Genomic DNA, 20,401 nt, shown 5'->3' with positions numbered 1-20,401 from the left:
GATTAAATCTGAAATGTAAATTAGAATATTTTTTTCTTTTTTTAAAAACAATATAATTTTTCTACTGTTTTGAAGATAAAAGGAGTTCGAGTGCTCATACATAAAAACGTTAGAAGGTAATGATCGACTTCATCATATCCAAATTCACGGAAAAAATAAATGCATTCTATCCCATTTCCAAAGAATCGCTTCAAACGTTACTGGATATAAGTAAAGTGTTTCAGCTAAAAAAACAGGAAACGCTAATACAGCAAGGATTTGTAGCACGCTATTTTTCTTTTTTATACTCAGGTTACATGGTCGCCTATATTACCGACGATAAAGGAAAAACCTACAATAAAAACATTTTTGTAGAAGGTGACTGGGTTGGCTCCATGGTGTCAGCTATTACACGCAAACCCTCTGAGTTTACACTGAAATGTATAACTGATTGTGTCTTGCTGAGCTTACCATACAATAAATTTAGAGAATTGGTTTTTGAAAAAGATGACCTGAAGCGGTTTTATATTCATTACTTGGAAAAAAACTGGGTGATAGATAAGGAAAAAAGAGAGGTTTCGATAGTTATGGAAGATGCGGCAACCAGATATAAACGCCTGTTGTCAGCGCATCCTCAGATAGAACAATATGTTCCTCTGCAGGATATTGCCTCACATTTGGGCATTACACCTACGCAGCTCAGTCGCATCAGAAGTGCCAAACGGTGATTCTTGATATTTTTATTCTTCAACATCCACCCGATTACGTACATCTCTCAACATATGTAAAAGGTTGCGCTTTTTGTGCTCCATAGCTTTGCATCGCTATGTTAGATAGATCAAAGCTAGGGGCCATCGGAGCTCTATTGCTGAGCACCCTTATCATGGGAGGTTCCTTTGTGATACTAAAAATCGGATTACAGTACGCCTCAGCGTATTCGCTGCTAGTAGATAGGGTAGTCGTTGCTTTTTTAGCGATTGGACTATTAAAAATAACTAAGGTTGTTATAATAGAAAAGATAAGCTCAAGGCTAAAAACAATATTGTTTTTGCTTTCCTTGTTATATCCAACAATATTCTTTCTATTTCAAAATTTAGGCATGAAGTATATTACAGCTTCGGAAACTGCCATAATGTATGCACTTATTCCGATACTAACGCCTATTGCATCCACCTTTATTTTGAAAGAAAAAACTACTGCACTTCAATATTTCGGTATTACCATTTGCTTGTCTGGAATGATGTATATCATAGCCCAATCGTTTGAAGGAGCATCCCAAAACCTTCTGGGCTATATTTTAATCCTAAGCTCGATAGCAGCCATAGTACTATATTATACCTTCCTAAAGAAAACAACCAGTAAACTTTCCACCTTAAGTATCACGTACTATTTGATGCGCTATGCTGCAGCATCTATAGTCACAATCTATGTGTTATCAGCATTTGCTTTTCCAAACTTTAATCCCGACGTAGATCGTTTTGAGCAATATCCCTATATCCTCACCTTGCTATACTTAGGCGTTTTGTCTACGTTGGGGACCTCTTTTCTTACTAATGTCGGAATTAAATACTTATCGATTGTTCAAACGGCGATTCTTTATAATCTGAGTCCGCTTTTCGGAATTGTAGCTGGGGTGGCTATTATGGGAGACATTCTCAAAACCTATCATTTTATCGGAGCGGTTCTGGTATTTATCGGAATATTTATTTGTTTAAAGTTTCAAGCTAAAAAAACAATGTTATGAAACAAGCGAATATTGATAATCTGGTTTCACTTTGGCTAACTGCTGCGCAGGCATTTTCGGGCTATAACCGATCGGGAAATTTACATATCATTAGCATATCCAATTCTGAATGGCCCAACAGAATTTGGTGCAATCCGGACGATGCCATTCATGCGGAAGAGGTTCAAAAACTTATGCAAGAACATAATGGGAAGCTAACCTTTTCACATTGGATCCCCGTAGATAGAGATGAATATCTAGAGTCTGAAAAATTAGGCTTGCAATTAAAAAGTCTGCAAATTGGCATGTCTTTGTCTTTATCCGACTATCAGGAAGAACATATAGCACCTACTGTATCATTGAACCCTGTGAACACGCTTGAAGAAGCACAACGTTGGTCCGAGGTATTTAAAAACTGTTTTAATTATTTGATTCCTGAAAAAGTTATTAGCGCCATTAGAGACAAAGCAAACTTTTATTTAATTACTAAAAACGCCGACACGGTCGGTTGTGTAGCTACCTATATTAAGGATGGTCAAATTGGTATTCATTGCCTAGGAACATTAGGTACTTATCGCAAACAGGGTATTGGTGAGAACGTGATGCACCAGGTATTAGCTGATGCTAAAAATAAAAATATCACCACCGCGCATTTGCAGTCCTCAATGATGGGATTAGGTATCTACACTAAGTTAGGATTTAAACAACTGTTTAAAATGTGTAATTGTAAATAACTATGGAAGTACTAAATCTTTTAAATCGCAGGTATGCTACTAAGAAGTTCGATACAAATAGAAAAATAGCTGAAACAGAAGTAGCACTTCTTAAAGACGCAGTGAATTTATCTCCCACCTCCTATGGGTTGCAACTCTACAGATTACTTGTGATCGCAGACAAGGATACAAAAGAAAAACTAAAACCCCTTTGCTGGAATCAGCAGCAAATAGAAGAATGCTCTCATCTGTTTGTATTCTGTAGTTTCAAAACTTACGAGGAAAAGTTTGTTGACGATTATATAGAATTAATGTCAAAAACACATAGAGTTGAATTAAACACTGTGAAAGGGTATGGGGACTTTATTAAGAAAAAAATAGCTGAAAAAGACAAATACGAACTGCAGTCTTGGATGGAGAAACAAACCTACTTGGCAGCTTCCAATCTGATGCTGGCCTGTGCCGAACTCGGAATAGATAGTTGTCCAATGGAGGGGTTTGATGCTCCGGACGTTGATGCATTTCTTCAGCTTCACGAAAAAAATCTCACTGCCACGGTTATGGTTGCCACCGGTTATAGGCATCCTGCCGATGATACCCAATACGCTCCCAAAGTAAGAATCGGTGCTGAGCAGCTTTTTATAAGAGTATAAAAAGTATAGACAATCTACTGAGCTATTCTATCCCTTAAACCGATCGCCCTTTAGGCTTAAATTAAAATAAAAAACCGGAAAAGTGAAGTCTATTCCACCTTTCCGGTTTCTGATTTTTGGTAGCCCGGACAAGAATCGAACTTGTATCTAGAGTTTAGGAAACTCCTATTCTATCCATTGAACTACCGGGCCAAAGCCTCTGTATAAGAGGGGCTGCAAATATAGCGAACATTTAATTTTTGCGATTATTTCTGGCTGCTTTCGCGTATGATAACCTCGGGGGCCAGACTTACCAGTTCAAAATCAGTCACCTTACGTTTGCTTTCCACTAGGCTGAAGAGCAATGTAGCCGATATTTCACCCATCTCAAAAGCCCGCTGTCTAATTATCGATACTGAAGGAGACATCATGGAAGTATAATCAGAATTGCTGAAACCGATAATACCGATTTCATTGGGAACTTGTATGTTTTTTTCTTTCAGTATCCGCAGCGTTTCAGTAGTGATTTTATCCGACAATAATACCAGCGCATCGGGCTTTTGCTTCTCTGCTAGTAACTCGGAAAGCACCCGGCGAACTTCCTCCGGCTCCAAGCCACCATGAGCGCAATATTTCACCAAAGCCGGATTGTAAATCATGTTATGCTCTTCCAGTGCTTTTTTATACCCTTCTAAGCGTTCTTTTGTAATAAATAGGGTAGGGGAGTTCGCTATAGCCGCAATTCTTTTGTATTTATTACGGATAAGATGTCGTGTGGCCTCGTATACACCACTGAGGTTATCGGTAATCACCTTATGGGTTTTAATTTCATCCACCACCCTATCGAAAAATACAATGGGTAGTCCCTTACTGTGCAATGCTTCTAATTTGGAAAAGTCTTCCGTTTCGGAAGAAACGGAAATAATCAGTCCATCGATGGATCTCGATGTGAGATATTCCAAAATCTGTTCCTCCCTTTCGTAGGATTCCTTGGTTTGAGAAATAATTACATTATAGCCTTTTTTAGAAGCAATAGACTCAATACCGTTAATGACCTGACTAAAGAAGGTATTGGCAATTTCTGATACCACTACACCGATCGACAATGTTCTTTTTTCCTTAAGGCTTAATGCTACCGGATTGGGCCTGTAATTGATTTGCCTGGCATAATCCCGCACCCTTTTCTTAGTGGCTTCGCTGATTTCATAGCTGTCGCGCAGTGCACGCGATACGGTGGATACGGAAAGTCCTAGCGCTTTGGCAATATCCTTTATGGTTGCTGCTTCAAACTTCATATTGGCCAGGCTTTATAATACGAAGATATACAATTATACTTGCTCATTTATATAAATATGATTCTCCAAGGATGTTTTGGTTTTGCGTTTCATAACAAATACAAAGGCTGCCGTAAGAAAGTTCTTACAACAGCCTCCCGTCTCTAATTGCAATATAACTTATTTAGATGAAGAAGTTCTAATCACTTTTGCGTAATCAATATAACGATATTTTCCGAATTTCGTTTGTTTTAGTTGCAATTCGTAAGTTCCTCCGGCATAAGAAGCCTTGGTAGAAATGGTTTCTTCCTTTATTTTATTCTTAGATGGCGCTTTTCCTACCATCAAATCCGCTAACACCCTTCCGTCCATGGATGCTGGTACTGGAATGTTGTACAAAGCCAGTACTGTAGGTGTAATATCTACATTAGATGTAGGAAGATTGTATTCCTTGATTTTCTTAAAACTGGGACCAGAAACAATCAACGGAATTTTTACTTCATAAGGGCTTAATCCACCGTGCCCCCCGGCACCCTTAGCAAATCCGGCTCCCGCATATCCTGCGCTGTTTACACGATCGTCCCAATTGCGGTCTACCAGAATATCTGCGGCTCTTTCCGGATGGTTCCAGTGAATCGCGTCAAAAGAAAGCGTTCCCTCTACCCAACCTTTCATATCGCCGGGCTTGGCAGCTTTAGTGAATATGGCTCCTACCCATGGCTGTTGCTGCAGTGCTTGCACAATTTTGCGGATAGTATCCGGATTTTTGTCTTTCAGATATAAAGCCCCATCTGCTACAACAATATCGTCAGACTCTTTGCTCTTTTTAAATCCTTCTTCTATCAAAAACTCTGTAAGTGATTTCTTTCCTACATAGGTTACAAAACCATGATCTACTGAAATAATAATATTGTACCGCTCCAGCAATCCTCGGTTTTTCATTTCTGAAATAACTCTGCCAAATTGCCTGTCAACCGATTTAAGTGCTGCTTTTACTGGAGGTACCCCTACGCCGTTAGCATGGCCGGCATGATCCGGATCCGACAACCAAATAGCACTTACCTGAGGCCCATCGGGTGCCAAGCCGTATTTGAGAAGTGCGTCCACTGCCCACTGGTGACGCTCTTCATCCGGTTGTTTATTTGACGGAGCAGGCCCCAATTCTTTATGTACTTTTTCTTTCAGCGATTCGGGCAGAATCATATCCGTATTGATAATACCATTTCCTTTTACTTTATGATTCTGCAGCAAGGCCTGGCCTGTGGAACCCGAGCTGAACACCATCATGTTTTTACCATGAGATGCCAGTACCTCTGCTAGTGATACGGTAGTAAGCAAATTGCCATTAGTAGCGTCGGCCACTTTCATCAGGTCCTTTGCATTACCGGTATTAAGCGTTTTGCTGGTACTTACTTGAGGGATGAAAATCACATTCCCCATTATACCATGTGTTTTAGGGTAGCTGCCAGTGGCATAAGAGGAAGCGTTCAGGCGGGTTACAGTAGGAAATACACTATGATGGCGGGTGCCATAAGTAGCCTGTTGCTTGAACGCATATAAATTGGGCATATCATCAGCTGTAATATAATCAGGTCGCAATCCGTCAAAGAAAAACAATAAAGTGCGTATTTCAGTAGAAGCAGCTTGATTTTGTGCGTTGCCTTGCAATAAAAATAATAGGTTTAAGATAACTACCTGAACAAGTGTAATGGCTTTTAGCATAATTTTTCGTTTAATATTATGTAACTCCCGTGAAAACTATAATAGCAATAGACAGACGTTTTGGTTTATACAAAATATTTTTTATCTGCTGCTTAAGTGTTTTCAATTAGCGATATATTCTGTTGTCTATTCATTTTACTCATTAAGGACCTACTGGAAAGACTTACGAAACTTTCGAAACTTCCTAAATCTACTTTTTCTTGTTTACTCCCATTGCGTATTGTATTCCGCCTAATAGGTGTTGCAGGAATAGAGGTTCTTCGTAAGATTCATCAGTGTGTCCTAGGCCGGTATAAAATGCGCGACCTCCTTCAAATTCATGATACCAAGCTATCGGATGAAAATCGCCATTAGCACCACCTTTATAGCTTGTTTCATCTAATAGAATCAGTGGTTTAATATTTGGGTTTATGTCTTTATAGTTGTACCACTCGTCTTTTCTTTCCCAGATTTCCGGTAAATGACGTGTAGACTTATGATTTCGATCCTTCACAATTAGTTTAGCTACCTGTTGTGGAGGATGGTTTAAAAACCAGGCACCTACCAGTTTGTTATACCATGGCCATTCGTATTCGGTATCAGCGGCTGCATGTACCCCTACAAAACCTCCTCCGGACTGAATGTACTTCTTAAACGCCTCTCGTTGTTCATTATTAAACAGCGTTCCAGTAGTGCTCATAAAAATCACTGCAGCATACTGTTTCAAATTTTGTGTATTAAAGTCCTCAGCATCCTTGGTCACATCTACATCAAATCCGTTTTCTCTACCCAGTTTCTGTATAGCTGCTACCCCCTTAGGAATAGACTGATGATAAAATCCAGTCGTTTTAATCATTACCAAAACCTTGGGTTTTGAGACTTTGTGAAAAGCAAGTGCAAGCAATGCTACAATACAAACAATCGTATAAAAAAAACCTCTAGTCATAACCTTTATTTAGAGAACTCGATTTAGGCTGACTAAAATAACCAATTCTTCATTAATTATTTTGCACAATTCATTATTTCTTATGATTGTAAATTCAGGCCGACCCGGAACTATTAAGTATCTTTGCCACACAAACACTCCTCATATTTTGTCACTAAGTATCGATATGAAAACAAAAACAGTCACTTTTACACTTCCCGCCGAGGCTTTAGGTTCTGCTACTGAAGCTATTTTACTTGGCGATTTTAATGAATGGAATTTAGAAAAAGGCATCAGCCTTACCGTACAACCGGATGGCACTTTAGCCGCTGCTGTTGCGTTAAAACCTGGCACCTATGAATACCGTTTCTTTCTGAACAATGGCACTTGGGTCAACGACTGGGCTGCTCAAGCCTATGTGTATAAGCCAGAATTCGGCATAGACAACTCTGTAATTACGGTTGAGGAAGCAACAGCAACTACTTCCAAAAAACCAGCTAAAAAAGTAGCGCGTAAATCCACTACTTCCAAAGCGGCAGCAAAAAAAGCAAAAGCAGTTGTGAAAAAAGATGATCTCACCAAAATCGAAGGCATCGGAACCAAAATAGCCAAATTGCTGGAAGCAGAGGGAATCAGTACCTATAAAGAATTAGGAAAAACTACCATTAAAAAATTAAAGTCCATTTTGGAAGCTGCCGGTACACAATATCAGATGCATGATCCTAAATCTTGGCCCAAGCAGGCAAAATTAGCAGCAGCAGGAAATTGGGAGGAACTTGCAGCACTACAGAAAACACTTATCAAAGGAAAATAAAATTCCTTTAGTTGCTTATGGCATGTATTGCAGCAGTGCTGAGAAGGTTTTTTAACTATCTTCTGATTTTGGCGCTGTAGAAGTAGGCAATCACCAGACATAGCAATAACAGCATACCTGTAAATTGGTGCACGATAGCTAACCACAGCTTGGCGGGAGTGAGGTATTTCACCAATGTGAAGATGCCCAGAGCTACTTGTATCAGTGTAATAATCAAGGGCCAATTGCGCATTTTATACAGAAAACTGCCCCGGCTTTGTCTATATAGCTGTATAGTATAAAAAATGATCAGTATTGTAATTAAATAAGCTAACCCGCGGTGAATAAACTGTATGGCAAGTAGATTATGAAAGATGCCACCTTCCTCCATGTTAGGAATGATTTTTCCATTAATGCTCGGCCAGGTAATGGCGGCCTTGGCAGCATGTGTTCCAGCCATGAAGGCTCCATATACTAGCTGAATGGTTAGTATAAACAACAATATCCATGTGAAATTGCGTACAGATGGAATAAACTCCTTTTTATACTCAGGTACAGAAATCTTGAGTGCAAACCATACTACATACACCAGCAGCAACAAAGCAGCAATGAAATGAGCCGCTAGACGAATGTGGCTTACATACACCCGATCTGTTCCTATACCACTTGCCACCATAATCCACCCTACCAGGCCTTGCAATGCGCCTAACAGAAAAAGTACGACCATAGGCCACAGCATGCTCCGGTCAATTCTTTTCTTAAATATGAAGTATATAAATGGAATGATAAATACAACCCCCATAAAACGAGCCCAGTTGCGATGCAACCATTCCCAGAAATAAATAAATTTAAAATCTTCTAAGGTGAAATAATTGTGAATGTATTTATACTGAGCGATTTGCTTGTATTTCTCAAAGGCTTCATTCCAGTCACGTTCATTCATTGGCGGAAGAGCACCTAAAATAGGTTGCCACTCGGTAATAGAAAGACCGCTGCCGGTAAGTCTGGTAATACCTCCCAGCAATATCTGTATTATAATCATGCCCGCACCTATAAACAACCATATAGCTACAGGCTTGTTTTTTTTGATATCCATGGTTGCCTGCAAAATTATGGCTAAACGGCTATAAAAGCATATTTCTATCCTATGTTCTGCGTTAATTCCGGAAATATGCTGCTTAACTCAGAACCCGTATCTTTGCCACCCAAATATTTTACTGAAATGAAAGCGTACAACTTTTTGATAAGATACAGATTGACTATTGGTATCGTGTTACTGTTACTGGGCGGCGTTACAAACTATGGAGCCGGCTTCTGGCCTGCATTTCCACTCTATTTTATAGGGGCTATTCTCATTTTTGGACATTTTTTCTTTGGGCCGCTACGCCTGATACAGGAATATATGGAAAACGGTGATTTGGAAGGTGCTGAAAAGATTTTAAACTCGATTAAGTTCCCTAATCTGTTATACAAACCCATCCGCTCTGTGTATTACACGCTCAAAGGCAATATTGCTATGAGCAAACAGGATTTTGACAGTGCAGAAGCGATGATGAAAAAAGGTTTAGATCTGGGTATTCCTATGAAGGAAGCGGAAGGCGCTAGTATGCTCCAAATGGGAATGTTGGCTATGCAGAAAGGCAATCTAAAACAAGCCGAAAGCTATATTCGTCAGGCTATCAGAAAAGGATTGCCGGATAAGGAAAACGAAGCTGCAGCTTATTTACAGATGTGCAGCATTATGATGAATAAAAGAGAGTTTCGTGCTGCAAAAGATTTTTACAGAAAAGCCAAAGCCTGCAAGCCTACTACCGTTCAAATTGTAGATCAACTGAAAGAAATAGGAAAATATATCTCCAGAATCCCCGGATAAATAAAGCGAACTGGCCAAATAGTAGATTATTTGGCCAGTTTTATTTCAAACTCTGTTTCCCAATCTGCTTTTACGACCAACTTTCTATCCAGATGCGTGACCATTTCGGGTTGTCGCTTTTCAACAAAAAACTCCCCAGGGTCCCACTTTCCATTCTGATTGGTATCGTATACTATTTCCATATCGTACTCTCCGGGCACGCAATACTGCATCTGAAACACATCGCCGGTTAGCGGAAACGAATATTTAGTTTGCTCTCCTTGGTTCAACAATAACAATGGATTCTTGGATAAATCAAGATTTACAAATGTTATTCGCACCTGACCGTAATCTTTCTGCGCTTTGGTGGTGAAAGTTATCGTATCGGCTTTCAACAGTTGCCTATCCAGACTATCTGAAGCAAAATCTTTTTGCAATACCAGATTATAGGTGGTATCCTGCAGCCACTGCACGTTCATGGTTAGGAGCCTACGCGTACTGTCTAAGGTTAATTTATAATCTCGAAAAGGCTGAAAATCCGAACCTATGCTCACCGCTATTTTGCTGCTATCGAAGTTTTTCAGAGGACTTTCAAACTTCATTTCAAATGCTTTAAGGATGTCTTGTTTGGAGGCATCTAGGTTGGTTGTAAATTTCAGGCGTTTCTCTTTTTTATTTATTTCAACAGCGGCATCGGTAGCATCCTCTTTTTTCTTTTCCGGAGCATAGGCCCATAGCTGAATAGGCTCGGGAGGAGTAGCACTCACTACCACCGGAGAATCGGCAAAAGCAAAAATTTGCTCACCGTTGTACAAATAAGAGCCGCTTTCATCTTTCAGCGCATAAATACGATAAGTGCCTGGAGCCAGATAGCGGAAGAAAAATGTACCCGATGTATCCACCCTCGTTATATATCGGGGTCGTTCCTGTACCACTGCACTGTCATCCATATTACTATGCAGCATTACCACCAGTGTGCTATCGGCCTTTCCTGTACGAGCCATTTTTACATTACCGCTCAGCTGCAAAGAATCGAAATAATTACCTGTAGAAACCACGTATAGCAGATCTTTTGCGGGATTGCCTTCATTCACATCTTTAATTACTCGTGCAAAATTGTACACGTATGTAGTATTGGGGGTAAGAGTGTCTTTGATTTTTACGGTTACAGTTTTGAGCTTACGGGTTACCTCAGGCATTACCTTGGGAAGGGGAGAAATTAGCAGATTTTTGTACACATCGTTCAATTCGACATATTCATCAAAAACGATCTTTATCTCTTTGGCATTAAAGTTTGTTGTTTCATGAGGCGGATCCACCGAAACGATGGTGGGCGGAATGGTGTCTCTTGGTCCTCCGGAAGGTGGCACCACATTGGCACAGCCCGACTCCACCAATAACAAAACCGCGGTGCAGCTTATAATCAATATAAAACAGAGAAAGCCCTTTATTTGCATATAGCAAACATAAAACGTTTTAAGCAAGAAGATTCTGAATTTTTCATTTTTTAATTTTCCATTAGCAAGCACGGTTTATCTTTGTGCGATGCAATTTTCATCTGCTTTACTGGAAGCTGCCGTCAATGAGTTTTCCCGACTGCCTGGTATCGGGAAAAAAACTGCATTGCGTTTGGTGTTGCACTTGCTGAAGCAAGATACGGAAGCTGTGCTGCAGTTCACCAATGCTATAGCTCATATGCGTCGGGAAATCCGCTTCTGTAAGCGTTGCTTTAACGTGGCTGATGAAGATTTATGCAGCATCTGTAGTAATACCTTCCGCCAACAACAGACTATCTGTGTAGTGGAAAATATCAGAGACGTTATTGCAATAGAAAATACACAGCAATACAACGGTGTGTATCATGTACTGGGCGGTATTATATCTCCCTTGGATGGTATAGGACCCGATGACCTGAATATTGAAGCATTGCTGCAAAGGGTAGCAGAAGAAAAAATCGAGGAAATTATCTTTGCCCTAAATCCTAATATACAGGGAGATACCACTATTTACTACATTCAGAAAAAACTTAGCGGAAAAGATATTCGTATAACTACAATTGCCCGGGGTATTGCTTTTGGCGGTGAGTTGGAGTATGCAGACGAGCTTACACTCGGTCGCAGTCTTCAAAACAGATTGCCAGTAGAAAATTATATGAACCGCTAGAGTCGCTTCATCTCTAATGCTTTACCTTTCGGTAATTCTTGTTATAATTGTTATACAAACTTGCCATAATATAATGACTGCCCTTTTTAGAGTATGAACCTGTCCTGCCAAATCTACTGCTACACCTCTGTGATACTGTCTGCAGGCAGTTTCTTTCCCTCTAGCATACACGCACAGGAGCCCCTGTCACGACAAGTGCTTATCGTGACAGAGAATGACGGGATGATCTCGGCAGATAATGATGGGTATTACACTAATGGCGTAAATATCTCTTATCAATGGTACCTTCATCGACCCGAGAAAAGAAACGCAAACAGGGTGCAAGCCTTGCGGATGGGACAAAATATCTATACCTCTCGATTTTCCGGTGAACCTCGTAAAGAAAATCTGGATCGGCCCATTACCGGCTATTTATTCGCGGACTATCATCAGAAACTGTATAACGAAAAAGAAAGGTTATTGCAGTGGGGTATCGGTGTTGGAGTTGTAGGACCTCATGCTTTTGGAAAAGAAGTGCAGTCTTTTGTACACCGCGTGGTGCAAATCTACAAACCTACTTATTGGGAGCTACAACTCCAAAATGCCTTTGGATTCACGGCCGATATTACCTGGTCTCCACAGATCGGAAAACCCAACATCCATCCCCATCTGGAGTTGAAGCCGCAGCTTTCTGCAACGGCCGGAAATTTGTTTAACCATATAGGAATAGGAGGCGCACTTATCTATGGAAAAATCCATTCTAACAGTACATCAGCTTTCTGGTATAATCACAGGGGCTTTGGCAAGCAGGATCGGGAACTATTTTTATATCTGTATCCTGTTTTATATCTGAAGGCATACGATGCCACGGTGCAGGGCGGGATGTTCAAGCGAAGCCCGGAGGCTATAGAAGGAAAACTCAATCCGCTGTTTCTAAACAGCCGATGCGGAATTATGTATGCAGGAAATAAATTTAATCTGGGTGCCTCCTTCGTATATGAAAGTAGGCAATCGCTTACACAAAAATCACCTCAAGTCTACGGAAGTATACAGGCTGCATTACTTTGGTAATTGTTGAAATAAGAACGGAGATACCCATGTTACGCAGCCTTGATTATTAAAAACCTTTTTCATCCGTAACCTGATATTTTTTCAGGTTTTCGCATTGATTCGCGGCCTCTTTATCCACCAATACATAATAAGTGGGGATTCTTTTGGCCAGCCAATCATCCACTACCTGACTTCTTTTTTGTGCCAACGCCATATCTGCTATCTTGCTATAGTCATCCTGCAGATTCATGCGGTGCGCATCGGTACGAGATTTCAGGTAAATGATGCGTACACCTTTTTTACCCTGACTATTGGTAAACTCGTGTGGTTCGGAATATTCGCCTACTTTCATATTACCTACAATACGCACCATATCTCGGTCAGGTAGTTGATCTAGGGTTACAAAAGTAGAACCATCGGAATCCAACACATATGGACCATAACTTTTTACAGCCTCATCTTCACTGTATTTATAGGCTGCATCTTTGAAAGATATTTTTCCGGCGAGAATATCATTTCTTACCGAATCCAATTTAGCTTTTGCCGCATTCAGTTCAGTAGGGGTAACAGGAGGAACGCGCAATATCATTCTCACTTTGGCATTGTCACCTCTGCGGCTTTCTACCTTAATAAGAAAGAAACCGAACTTGTTGGATTTTACAGGGAGTGAAATTTCTCCAGCCTTTAGACGGAATATGGTAGAAAGGAATACGGGATCCCACTGATCCTTATCGTTTCTGTTTACTTCATACTCTCCGCCACGATCCTTACTTCCTGGATCTTCAGAGAATCTTTTAGCTGCCTCCGCAAAAGATAGCGTACCGGCTTCGATCTGCCGGCGGTAGTTCATCATTTCATTATAAATATAATCTTCTACTTCTTTTGCAGCTTTGGGATAGATATTAATTTGTCCTACCTCCATTTGCGATTCGATGAAGGGGACACTATCTGGAGGTACCCTGTCGAAGAAGGCTTTTACCTCAGTAGGTGTAATGTGTACGTTTTCTACAATCTTGCGATGCATAGCCTGTGCCAGCATCTGCTCTTTAATTTTCGGACGCATTTCGTCCTTAAACTGATAAATACTTTTACCGGCGATTTCTTCCACTGCCTCGATACTACCAAACTGCATTACCCAGCTTCTGATACGCATATCCATATTGGCCTCTACTTCATCATCACTCACTGGCAGCGAGTCTCGCTCGGCTTGCAGTGCTAGTATTTTGGAGATCAGTTTTTCTTCCAATATTTGACAGGCGGCATCAGGTGGCGGTTCCTGACCGGCTCTCAGATAAAAGTCGATGATATCGTTCTGAACATCAGACTGCAATACTATGCGATCCCCTACAGCCCCTACGATTTTATCAATCACCACCTTCTGGGAAGCACCTTGCGCCATTGCAGCAAAACTTATAGCAAAAGCCAGTACGCCAGTAAATAAATACTTGATCATATATTCAAAATTAATCAGGGCAACTGCAATAAAGAAGCCGTTGATGCCATTTAACAAAAGTTTGATAATAGCAGGCAGCAACTTTTTCAATTACTGCCTACTATAGTTTTATAGCGTTCTTTTCACTTCTTCCAGTTCGTAAGCTTCGATAACGTCGCCCACCTTTATATCATTATAGTTCTTGATGGTAAGACCACACTCCATACCCATCAACACTTCCTTAGCATCATCTTTAAAGCGTTTCAGTGAAGCCAGTTCTGCCACCGCATTTTCACCTACCGGGTAAATCACAATACCGTCGCGAATTAACCGCACTTTGTTATCGCGTTTCAGCTTACCGTCCAGCACATAACATCCGGCCACAGTAGCTTTGTCGAACTTGAATACTTCGCGAACCTCTACATTAGCCGTAACCCTTTCTTTTACGGTAGGCTCCAGCATACCTTCCATTGCACTCTTCACTTCCTCGATGGCGTTATAGATCACGGAGTATGTCTTGATTTCGATACCCGCATTTTCAGCCTGTCGGGCTGCCTGTGCAGAAGGTCTTACATTAAAGCCGATTACAATAGCATCTGAAGCCTCGGCCAGTACGATATCACTTTCGTTTATCTGACCCACCCCTTTGTGAATCACATTCACTACAATTTCTTCGGTAGAAAGCTTTTGCAGTGAGTCGCTCAGCGCTTCTACAGAACCGTCCACATCACCTTTAATGATTACGTTCAGTTCCTTAAAGTTGCCTAATGCCAGACGACGGCCAATTTCATCCAAGGTAATGTGTTTGCGGGTTCGCATTCCCTGTTCACGCAGAATCTGCGCTCTTCTATTGGCCACACTTTTTGCTTCGGATTCATCCTCATAAACCTTGAATTTTTCACCCGCTTGTGGAGCACCGTTCAATCCTAATACTACTGCGGGAGATGAGGGTCCGGCGCTGGCCAGTTTTTTATTTCTTTCATTAAACATGGCTTTTACGCGACCGTAGTACTGTCCACTCACAATAATATCCCCTTGTCTCAGCGTTCCGTTCTCTACCAGTACAGTGGCCACGTAACCACGACCTTTATCCAGTGTAGCTTCGATGATGGTTCCGGTAGCATCTCTGTCAGGATTGGCTTTCAGCTCCAACATTTCGGCTTCCAGCAAGATTTTTTCCAGTAGTTTATCTACGTTCAATCCTTTCTTGGCCGATAGTTCCTGACTCTGATACTTACCACCCCACTCTTCCACCAGAATATTCATCTGCGCCAGTTGTTCATAAATTTTGGTAGGGTTGGCCCCATCTTTATCGATTTTGTTGATAGCAAATATCATGGGTACACCTGCTGCCTGAGCGTGACTGATAGCCTCTCGGGTTTGAGGCATCACCGCATCGTCTGCAGCAATTACGATTACCGCAATATCGGTAACCTTAGCACCACGAGCACGCATCGCGGTAAACGCTTCGTGACCAGGAGTATCTAGGAAGGTAATCTCTCTACCAGGGCTTACTTCTACACGATACGCCCCGATGTGCTGCGTAATTCCCCCCGCTTCACCGGCTACCACGTTAGCATTGCGGATATAGTCGAGCAAAGATGTTTTACCGTGGTCTACGTGTCCCATGATGGTTACAATAGGACTACGAGGTTTAAGATTATCGCTGTCATCTTCTTCCGCCTCACTTTCTTCAATCTCCATTTGTTTTTCTACATCGATGAACTCTACATCATAACCAAACTCAGCCGCTACTAGTTCTATCACTTCTGCATCCAGTCTTTGGTTGATGGACACCATGATACCCAAGCTCATACATTTGCTGATTACATCAGCAAAGCTTACATCCATCAGGCTGGCCAGCTCGCTTACACTAATAAACTCGGTAACTTGCAGCAGGTTATTCTTTTCATCTTGGTGCATGGCATATTCGGCCTCATTCCTACGCTCTCGGCGCGCTTTAGCCCTTAATGCCTTCTGCTTATTACCAGCTCCACTTAGCTTGGCCTGTGTTTCACGAATCTTTTCCTGTATTTCTTTTTCGTCGATTTGTCTTTCTTCTTTGTGATGATGAGAAGACCTTCTGTCTTTGAAATGCTCCTTACGATGGTGATCGCCTCGGGACCCACCATGGAAGCCCTTCTTAGCAGCAGTATCCGTTTTTACCTCTTTTTTCTCTATTGGAATACGCTTGCGTTTGCGTTTTTCCTCTCTCTTAGGTCTTGTATCATTATCTACCGGCAGTTCAATTTTACCCAAAATCTTCGGTCCCTCTATTTTCTCTGCTTTAATTTTAGTGATTTCGGGTTCCGGAGGTGTTGTGGGTTTTTCCTCTTCTGCCTGCTGTGTTGGAGCCAACGGCGGTGGTGCAGGAGTAGCTGGTTGAGGTTCAACCTTTTCTTTGGGCGCTTTAGCTTCCGGCTTTTCTTCCTGCTGTTTGGATTTTGCAGCTTTCTTAGGGCGCGTAGACCTTTCTATAGCAGAAAGATCAATCTTGTCCAGAATTTTTGGTCCTTCAATGCCCGGTACACCTAGCTTAATTACTTTCTTTTCTTCTTTTTCCTCCGGAGCAGGGGCAGGGGCAGGAGCTTCCTCCTCTTTTGTTTCCTGTTGTGGGGGCTCGGGTTGTACTTCCACAACCGGTGGTGGTGGCGGAGGTGTTACAGCCGGTGGTTCAGGAGCTTTTTCAGGCTCTTTTTTTACCGTAGGAGTAGCAGCTTTTGCTTCTTCTTTACGCTTTCTTGCTTCGCTGCCAATACCCTTGGGAAGGTCTACCTGACTACTCTTGATTTTGGCTGCTTTATCACTGTGGAAAGCTTCCTGTAAAGATTCGTACATCTCCTGAGTGAGCCTAGTTGAAGGTTTCAGCTCATCACGGGAAAAGCCTTTGCTTACAAGATACTCAATAAGTGTATCCTGCCCAATATTGAACTCTTTGGCTGCTTGTAATAATCTTGGAAGTTTAATCTCTGACATATAAATTCTCTCTGGTTTGCCCATTAGGGCGCTTTTAATTTACCATTCTGCACCTATGTATAACGACCGCCTTTGGCAAAAGGCTACTCTTTATCCAGCTCTTCTTGTAAAATTCTTCTAATTTCTGCTACGGTTTCTTTTTCCAGATCCGCTCTTTTTTCTAATTCATCGGGAGTCATTCTCATCACACTGCGTGCGGTGTCACAACCGATTCTCTTTAGTGCATCAATTACCCAGCCATCTATTTCATCACTGAATTCTTCCAGATCCACATCAAACTCTTCTTCTTCATCCTCGCTTTCTCTGTACACATCCAGTTCGTATCCGGTAAGTTCAGACGCTAGCTTAATGTTAGCGCCGCGTTTACCGATGGCCAGCGAAACCTGATCGGGTTTCAAATAGATGCTTGCGCGCTTTTTCTCGGTATCGATATTCATGCTGCTAATCTTAGCAGGCGTTAGCGCTCTTTGTATCAATAACTGGATATTATTTGTCCAGTTAATAACATCGATATTTTCATTTTTCAATTCGCGAACGATGCCATGTATGCGGCTACCTTTCATCCCCACACAGGCACCTACGGGATCGATTCTATCGTCGTAGGATTCTACAGCCACCTTCGCTCTTTCACCTGGTTCGCGTACAATCTTCTTTATGGTGATCAGTCCGTCGAAGATCTCTGGTACTTCTATTTCGAGCAGTTTTGCTAGGAATTGGGGTGAAGTTCGGGACAAAATAATTACGGGGTTGTTATTTTTCAAATCCACCCGCACTACTACTGCACGAATGGTTTCACCCTTTTTGAAATAGTCTTGAGGTATCTGCTCACTTTTGGGAAGAATTAATTCATTGCCTTCTTCGTCAAGTAGTAAAATTTCTTTTTTCCATACTTGGTATACTTCGGCGCTGACGATTTCACCAATTCTGTCTTCGTATTTTTTGGCCAGTACGCTCTTTTTCAGGTCGCTGATACGGCCGGCAAGAGTTTGTTTAGCAGCCAGAATTGCTCTGCGTCCAAAATCTACCAAATCTATTTCTTCGTAAAGATCTTCTCCTATCTCATAATCTGGTTCCAGCTTAATGGCTTCGGAATAGGCAACTTGCTTGAGCGGGTCTACCACTTGTCCATCTTCCACAATAGTACGATGGCGTACTATTTCCAGGTCGCCTTTTTCGGCGTTTACAATAACGTCGAAGTTTTCATCACTACCGTATTTCTTACGGAGCAATGTCTTAAAAACATCTTCCACTACTTTCATCATAGTGGGTCTGTCAATGTTTTCAGCGTCTTTAAATTCCTGGAACGCCTCTATAAGATTAATACTTGCCATAGCAATTCATAATTTAAGCTTTGGGACTTCCTTTCTAAGGGAAGCCGGTTAAAATTTAATTTGAACTTGAGTTGATTTTATTTCCTGAAAAGAAATATGATGGATTATCTTTTCTGCTTTTTTCCCTTTTCCTTTTGTTTCCGATACGGTTATTTGATTGTCGTCAACGGCTTCTAATACGCCTTCTACCTTGGTGCCATCATTCTTTACTACCTCTACATATCTACCTACATTCTTTAGGTATTGTCGATGCAATTTCAGCGGTTCACCTATTCCGGGGGATGATACCTCCAGTGAAAAATCGCCATCGGGAAAAAGCTGTTCTTCTTCTAATTCCTTATACAAAGCTCTGTTATATTTTACCAAGTCATCAATACCTACACCTTTATCACCATCAATAAATACTTTTACATTATTGGTGGGCTTGATTTTTATTTCTACCAAAAAATGGTCGGGATAGTCTTGTAAGAGCTCCTGTATTTTTTGTTCAATCTTAGTTATTACAATTTCCATGCAACAATACTGAAAAATAAAGAAGGGAACGCCACCGTTCCCTTTTCCCAAAATCTCGGGCAAAGTTATGGATTTTCCTCCGAAAAAAGCTGATTTAAGGATAATTTTATAAGTTCTGGCTATTTCCTAAAACATTTCTACCTTTCACCCGTTTACCATATAAAAGAAAGAAATTCGGAAAAATATTACGCATGGGTGTTTTAGGTTATCTTTTACTGGGAATTTTTTTGTACTTCTTTTACAATCTGTCCGTAAAAGTTATTTGGCCGATATATAAAACCACCAAACAAATTAGAAGACAATTTAAAAATATGTCTTCCCAAAACCAGGAACATTTCACCCCTCCTCCACAAAATAAAAATAATCGCACAACATCCTCACAGGTTGGAGAATACATTGATTTTGAAGAAATTAAAGATTAATTAGCTGGAGTGATCCTGTACTATTAGCCATTTGCCGTTAATTTTTCGGAGCAACAATGTGTAGTGCCCTTCAACATTACCTGATACTCTCGTCAGTTGCCATTTGCCCACTACATTGTACATTTTAGAGGAAAGTTGCTGTACTTTAATAATGGTAAACTGCAGGGTGCCCATGGCCGCTCTGTCGGGATAAGATTTTTTATAACGCTCCAGTGTGCGATGCCAACCGTAAGTAACGCCACTCTTACCTACGTAGAGTAGCGAATCGCTTTGCCAATAGGTTTGCATAAATCCTTCAATATCACCCTTATTCCAGCATTCGGTTTGCTTGGACAACAACTGCCTGATAGCATTTTCATTTCGCTGGGCTAAAAGGGTAAAACTACCTCCTAAGAGAATTATTAAAAAAATGATTTTCAACCTCATGAGAGATAATGTTTAATAGTGATCGTGGTTGCAATCATCGGCATGTGCATGATTATGCCTTCGACAGAGCTTATAGTTGAACCAATGCGCCGCAACCAGCCCAATTACAGCTGGAATTAGTAATATAATATGATACTCTATAAAGATTTGCTTGAGAATCAGACAAATCATTCCCACACAAAAAAGTACCAGTGGTAGCCTATTGTGATGATGCCACTTGTATCCATGCCACAGCGCATAACACCCTATTCCAAAGGCCAGCACAATCATACCAATTTCAAAAACAACATTATCGACTATATTGATGCCGAACAAAGGCAGTGTTACCAAAAACAACGGAAGAATGGCACAATGTATGGCACAAAGAATAGAAGTCGTAATTCCCAGCGCATCCCAATTTATCTTCGGCTTCATAGTGTACAAAAGTACTAAAAAAGCAACAATGTTGCAAATTTTTAGAATCCTTTAGTTTACTAAACGATATAAGAGATACCCAGAAATAATGCTCATAATAAAC

19 protein-coding genes and 1 tRNA gene are annotated in these 20,401 nt (G+C 41.0%); 8 read left to right on the top strand and 12 right to left on the bottom strand.

Going from position 1 to position 20,401, the window contains the following annotated elements; all coding sequences use genetic code 11:
- Positions 1 to 119: 119 nt before the first annotated feature.
- From PIECOFPK_RS03325 to PIECOFPK_RS03310, 4 genes are all read left to right on the top strand, one after another.
- Positions 120 to 707, top strand: coding sequence for a Crp/Fnr family transcriptional regulator (locus tag PIECOFPK_RS03325; protein ID WP_330975605.1), 588 nt, complete (start codon positions 120 to 122; stop codon positions 705 to 707).
- Between the two features lie 98 nt (positions 708 to 805).
- Positions 806 to 1,723 carry a DMT family transporter gene (locus tag PIECOFPK_RS03320; RefSeq protein WP_330975604.1) on the top strand — a complete coding sequence of 306 codons (918 nt, stop codon included), beginning with the start codon at positions 806 to 808 and terminating at the stop codon, positions 1,721 to 1,723.
- Positions 1,720 to 2,436 (top strand): GNAT family N-acetyltransferase, encoded by a 717-nt coding sequence (locus tag PIECOFPK_RS03315; RefSeq protein WP_330975603.1) that lies wholly within the window; start codon positions 1,720 to 1,722, stop codon positions 2,434 to 2,436. The genes PIECOFPK_RS03320 and PIECOFPK_RS03315 overlap by 4 nt, the downstream gene beginning before the upstream one ends.
- A 2-nt stretch (positions 2,437 to 2,438) precedes the next feature.
- The gene (locus PIECOFPK_RS03310) at positions 2,439 to 3,068 is read left to right on the top strand and encodes an NAD(P)H-dependent oxidoreductase (protein ID WP_330975602.1); all 630 of its coding nucleotides are present in this window, start codon (positions 2,439 to 2,441) and stop codon (positions 3,066 to 3,068) included.
- 117 nt (positions 3,069 to 3,185) lie between these two features.
- Here the strand turns inward: PIECOFPK_RS03310 and PIECOFPK_RS03305 are convergent.
- From PIECOFPK_RS03305 to PIECOFPK_RS03290, 4 genes are all read right to left on the bottom strand, one after another.
- Positions 3,186 to 3,260: transfer RNA gene (locus tag PIECOFPK_RS03305), tRNA-Arg, on the bottom strand.
- Between the two features lie 53 nt (positions 3,261 to 3,313).
- Positions 3,314 to 4,342, bottom strand: coding sequence for a LacI family DNA-binding transcriptional regulator (locus PIECOFPK_RS03300; protein ID WP_409966501.1), 1,029 nt, complete (start codon positions 4,340 to 4,342; stop codon positions 3,314 to 3,316).
- Positions 4,343 to 4,501: 159 nt separating this feature from the next.
- Positions 4,502 to 6,043: an alkaline phosphatase family protein gene (locus PIECOFPK_RS03295; RefSeq protein ID WP_409966500.1), complete on the bottom strand. Its 1,542-nt coding sequence runs from the start codon at positions 6,041 to 6,043 to the stop codon at positions 4,502 to 4,504.
- Between the two features lie 190 nt (positions 6,044 to 6,233).
- Positions 6,234 to 6,878: a ThuA domain-containing protein gene (locus PIECOFPK_RS03290; RefSeq protein WP_330975599.1), complete on the bottom strand. Its 645-nt coding sequence runs from the start codon at positions 6,876 to 6,878 to the stop codon at positions 6,234 to 6,236.
- A 256-nt stretch (positions 6,879 to 7,134) separates the two neighbouring features.
- Here PIECOFPK_RS03290 and PIECOFPK_RS03285 point away from each other — a divergent pair, with 256 nt between their 5' ends.
- Positions 7,135 to 7,761, top strand: a complete 627-nt coding sequence (locus PIECOFPK_RS03285) for a DUF4332 domain-containing protein (protein ID WP_330975598.1) — start codon at positions 7,135 to 7,137, stop codon at positions 7,759 to 7,761.
- Between the two features lie 55 nt (positions 7,762 to 7,816).
- On the opposite strand, the gene PIECOFPK_RS03280 is transcribed toward PIECOFPK_RS03285, so the two are convergent.
- The gene (locus PIECOFPK_RS03280) at positions 7,817 to 8,836 is read right to left on the bottom strand and encodes a COX15/CtaA family protein (protein ID WP_330975597.1); all 1,020 of its coding nucleotides are present in this window, start codon (positions 8,834 to 8,836) and stop codon (positions 7,817 to 7,819) included.
- 75 nt (positions 8,837 to 8,911) lie between these two features.
- Between PIECOFPK_RS03280 and PIECOFPK_RS03275 the strand changes: the two genes are divergently transcribed.
- Positions 8,912 to 9,613 carry a tetratricopeptide repeat protein gene (locus PIECOFPK_RS03275; RefSeq protein ID WP_330975596.1) on the top strand — a complete coding sequence of 234 codons (702 nt, stop codon included), beginning with the start codon at positions 8,912 to 8,914 and terminating at the stop codon, positions 9,611 to 9,613.
- Between the two features lie 26 nt (positions 9,614 to 9,639).
- Here the strand turns inward: PIECOFPK_RS03275 and PIECOFPK_RS03270 are convergent, their stop codons facing one another.
- A complete protein-coding gene (locus PIECOFPK_RS03270; protein WP_330975595.1) occupies positions 9,640 to 11,049 on the bottom strand; it encodes an Ig-like domain-containing domain in 1,410 nt (469 codons plus the stop codon).
- A gap of 88 nt (positions 11,050 to 11,137) precedes the next feature.
- Here PIECOFPK_RS03270 and recR point away from each other — a divergent pair, with 88 nt between their 5' ends.
- Positions 11,138 to 11,755, top strand: coding sequence for a recombination mediator RecR (gene recR, locus PIECOFPK_RS03265; RefSeq protein ID WP_409966499.1), 618 nt, complete (start codon positions 11,138 to 11,140; stop codon positions 11,753 to 11,755).
- A gap of 93 nt (positions 11,756 to 11,848) precedes the next feature.
- Positions 11,849 to 12,805, top strand: coding sequence for a lipid A-modifier LpxR family protein (locus PIECOFPK_RS03260; protein ID WP_330975593.1), 957 nt, complete (start codon positions 11,849 to 11,851; stop codon positions 12,803 to 12,805).
- A gap of 46 nt (positions 12,806 to 12,851) precedes the next feature.
- Here PIECOFPK_RS03260 and PIECOFPK_RS03255 read toward each other — a convergent pair whose 3' ends face one another.
- From PIECOFPK_RS03255 to PIECOFPK_RS03230, 6 genes are all read right to left on the bottom strand, one after another.
- The gene (locus PIECOFPK_RS03255) at positions 12,852 to 14,237 is read right to left on the bottom strand and encodes a peptidylprolyl isomerase (protein WP_330975592.1); all 1,386 of its coding nucleotides are present in this window, start codon (positions 14,235 to 14,237) and stop codon (positions 12,852 to 12,854) included.
- 108 nt (positions 14,238 to 14,345) lie between these two features.
- The gene (infB, locus tag PIECOFPK_RS03250) at positions 14,346 to 17,216 is read right to left on the bottom strand and encodes a translation initiation factor IF-2 (protein WP_409966498.1); all 2,871 of its coding nucleotides are present in this window, start codon (positions 17,214 to 17,216) and stop codon (positions 14,346 to 14,348) included.
- Between the two features lie 59 nt (positions 17,217 to 17,275).
- Positions 17,276 to 18,523, bottom strand: a complete 1,248-nt coding sequence (nusA, locus tag PIECOFPK_RS03245; protein ID WP_409966497.1) for a transcription termination factor NusA — start codon at positions 18,521 to 18,523, stop codon at positions 17,276 to 17,278.
- Positions 18,524 to 18,571: 48 nt separating this feature from the next.
- Positions 18,572 to 19,099 carry a ribosome assembly cofactor RimP gene (gene rimP / locus PIECOFPK_RS03240; protein ID WP_330975589.1) on the bottom strand — a complete coding sequence of 176 codons (528 nt, stop codon included), beginning with the start codon at positions 19,097 to 19,099 and terminating at the stop codon, positions 18,572 to 18,574.
- A 359-nt stretch (positions 19,100 to 19,458) separates the two neighbouring features.
- On the bottom strand, positions 19,459 to 19,884 hold the full coding sequence (locus PIECOFPK_RS03235; RefSeq protein ID WP_330975588.1) for a YybH family protein: 426 nt from the start codon (positions 19,882 to 19,884) through the stop codon (positions 19,459 to 19,461).
- A 12-nt stretch (positions 19,885 to 19,896) separates the two neighbouring features.
- The gene (locus PIECOFPK_RS03230; protein WP_330975587.1) at positions 19,897 to 20,298 is read right to left on the bottom strand and encodes a MerC domain-containing protein; all 402 of its coding nucleotides are present in this window, start codon (positions 20,296 to 20,298) and stop codon (positions 19,897 to 19,899) included.
- Positions 20,299 to 20,401: the final 103 nt, after the last annotated feature.

Source organism: Chitinophagaceae bacterium C216, assembly GCA_028485475.2.
In the GTDB taxonomy this organism is placed as follows: Bacteria; Bacteroidota; Bacteroidia; order Chitinophagales; family Chitinophagaceae; genus Niabella; species Niabella composti.
This window is presented reverse-complemented; position numbering and strand designations above follow the sequence as displayed.

What these genes read in the sequence shown, in the direction of transcription:
- PIECOFPK_RS03325 (WP_330975605.1), top strand. Translation starts at nt 120, where the DNA reads ATGATCGACTTCATCATATCCAAATTCACGGAAAAAATAAATGCATTC.
- PIECOFPK_RS03320 (WP_330975604.1), top strand. Translation starts at nt 806, where the DNA reads ATGTTAGATAGATCAAAGCTAGGGGCCATCGGAGCTCTATTGCTGAGC.
- PIECOFPK_RS03315 (WP_330975603.1), top strand. Translation starts at nt 1,720, where the DNA reads ATGAAACAAGCGAATATTGATAATCTGGTTTCACTTTGGCTAACTGCT.
- PIECOFPK_RS03310 (WP_330975602.1), top strand. Translation starts at nt 2,439, where the DNA reads ATGGAAGTACTAAATCTTTTAAATCGCAGGTATGCTACTAAGAAGTTC.
- PIECOFPK_RS03300 (WP_409966501.1), bottom strand. Translation starts at nt 4,342, where the DNA reads ATGAAGTTTGAAGCAGCAACCATAAAGGATATTGCCAAAGCGCTAGGA.
- PIECOFPK_RS03295 (WP_409966500.1), bottom strand. Translation starts at nt 6,043, where the DNA reads ATGCTAAAAGCCATTACACTTGTTCAGGTAGTTATCTTAAACCTATTA.
- PIECOFPK_RS03290 (WP_330975599.1), bottom strand. Translation starts at nt 6,878, where the DNA reads ATGATTAAAACGACTGGATTTTATCATCAGTCTATTCCTAAGGGGGTA.
- PIECOFPK_RS03285 (WP_330975598.1), top strand. Translation starts at nt 7,135, where the DNA reads ATGAAAACAAAAACAGTCACTTTTACACTTCCCGCCGAGGCTTTAGGT.
- PIECOFPK_RS03280 (WP_330975597.1), bottom strand. Translation starts at nt 8,836, where the DNA reads ATGGATATCAAAAAAAACAAGCCTGTAGCTATATGGTTGTTTATAGGT.
- PIECOFPK_RS03275 (WP_330975596.1), top strand. Translation starts at nt 8,912, where the DNA reads ATGCTGCTTAACTCAGAACCCGTATCTTTGCCACCCAAATATTTTACT.
- PIECOFPK_RS03270 (WP_330975595.1), bottom strand. Translation starts at nt 11,049, where the DNA reads ATGCAAATAAAGGGCTTTCTCTGTTTTATATTGATTATAAGCTGCACC.
- recR (WP_409966499.1), top strand. Translation starts at nt 11,138, where the DNA reads ATGCAATTTTCATCTGCTTTACTGGAAGCTGCCGTCAATGAGTTTTCC.
- PIECOFPK_RS03260 (WP_330975593.1), top strand. Translation starts at nt 11,849, where the DNA reads ATGAACCTGTCCTGCCAAATCTACTGCTACACCTCTGTGATACTGTCT.
- PIECOFPK_RS03255 (WP_330975592.1), bottom strand. Translation starts at nt 14,237, where the DNA reads ATGATCAAGTATTTATTTACTGGCGTACTGGCTTTTGCTATAAGTTTT.
- infB (WP_409966498.1), bottom strand. Translation starts at nt 17,216, where the DNA reads ATGGGCAAACCAGAGAGAATTTATATGTCAGAGATTAAACTTCCAAGA.
- nusA (WP_409966497.1), bottom strand. Translation starts at nt 18,523, where the DNA reads ATGGCAAGTATTAATCTTATAGAGGCGTTCCAGGAATTTAAAGACGCT.
- PIECOFPK_RS03235 (WP_330975588.1), bottom strand. Translation starts at nt 19,884, where the DNA reads ATGAGGTTGAAAATCATTTTTTTAATAATTCTCTTAGGAGGTAGTTTT.
- PIECOFPK_RS03230 (WP_330975587.1), bottom strand. Translation starts at nt 20,298, where the DNA reads ATGAAGCCGAAGATAAATTGGGATGCGCTGGGAATTACGACTTCTATT.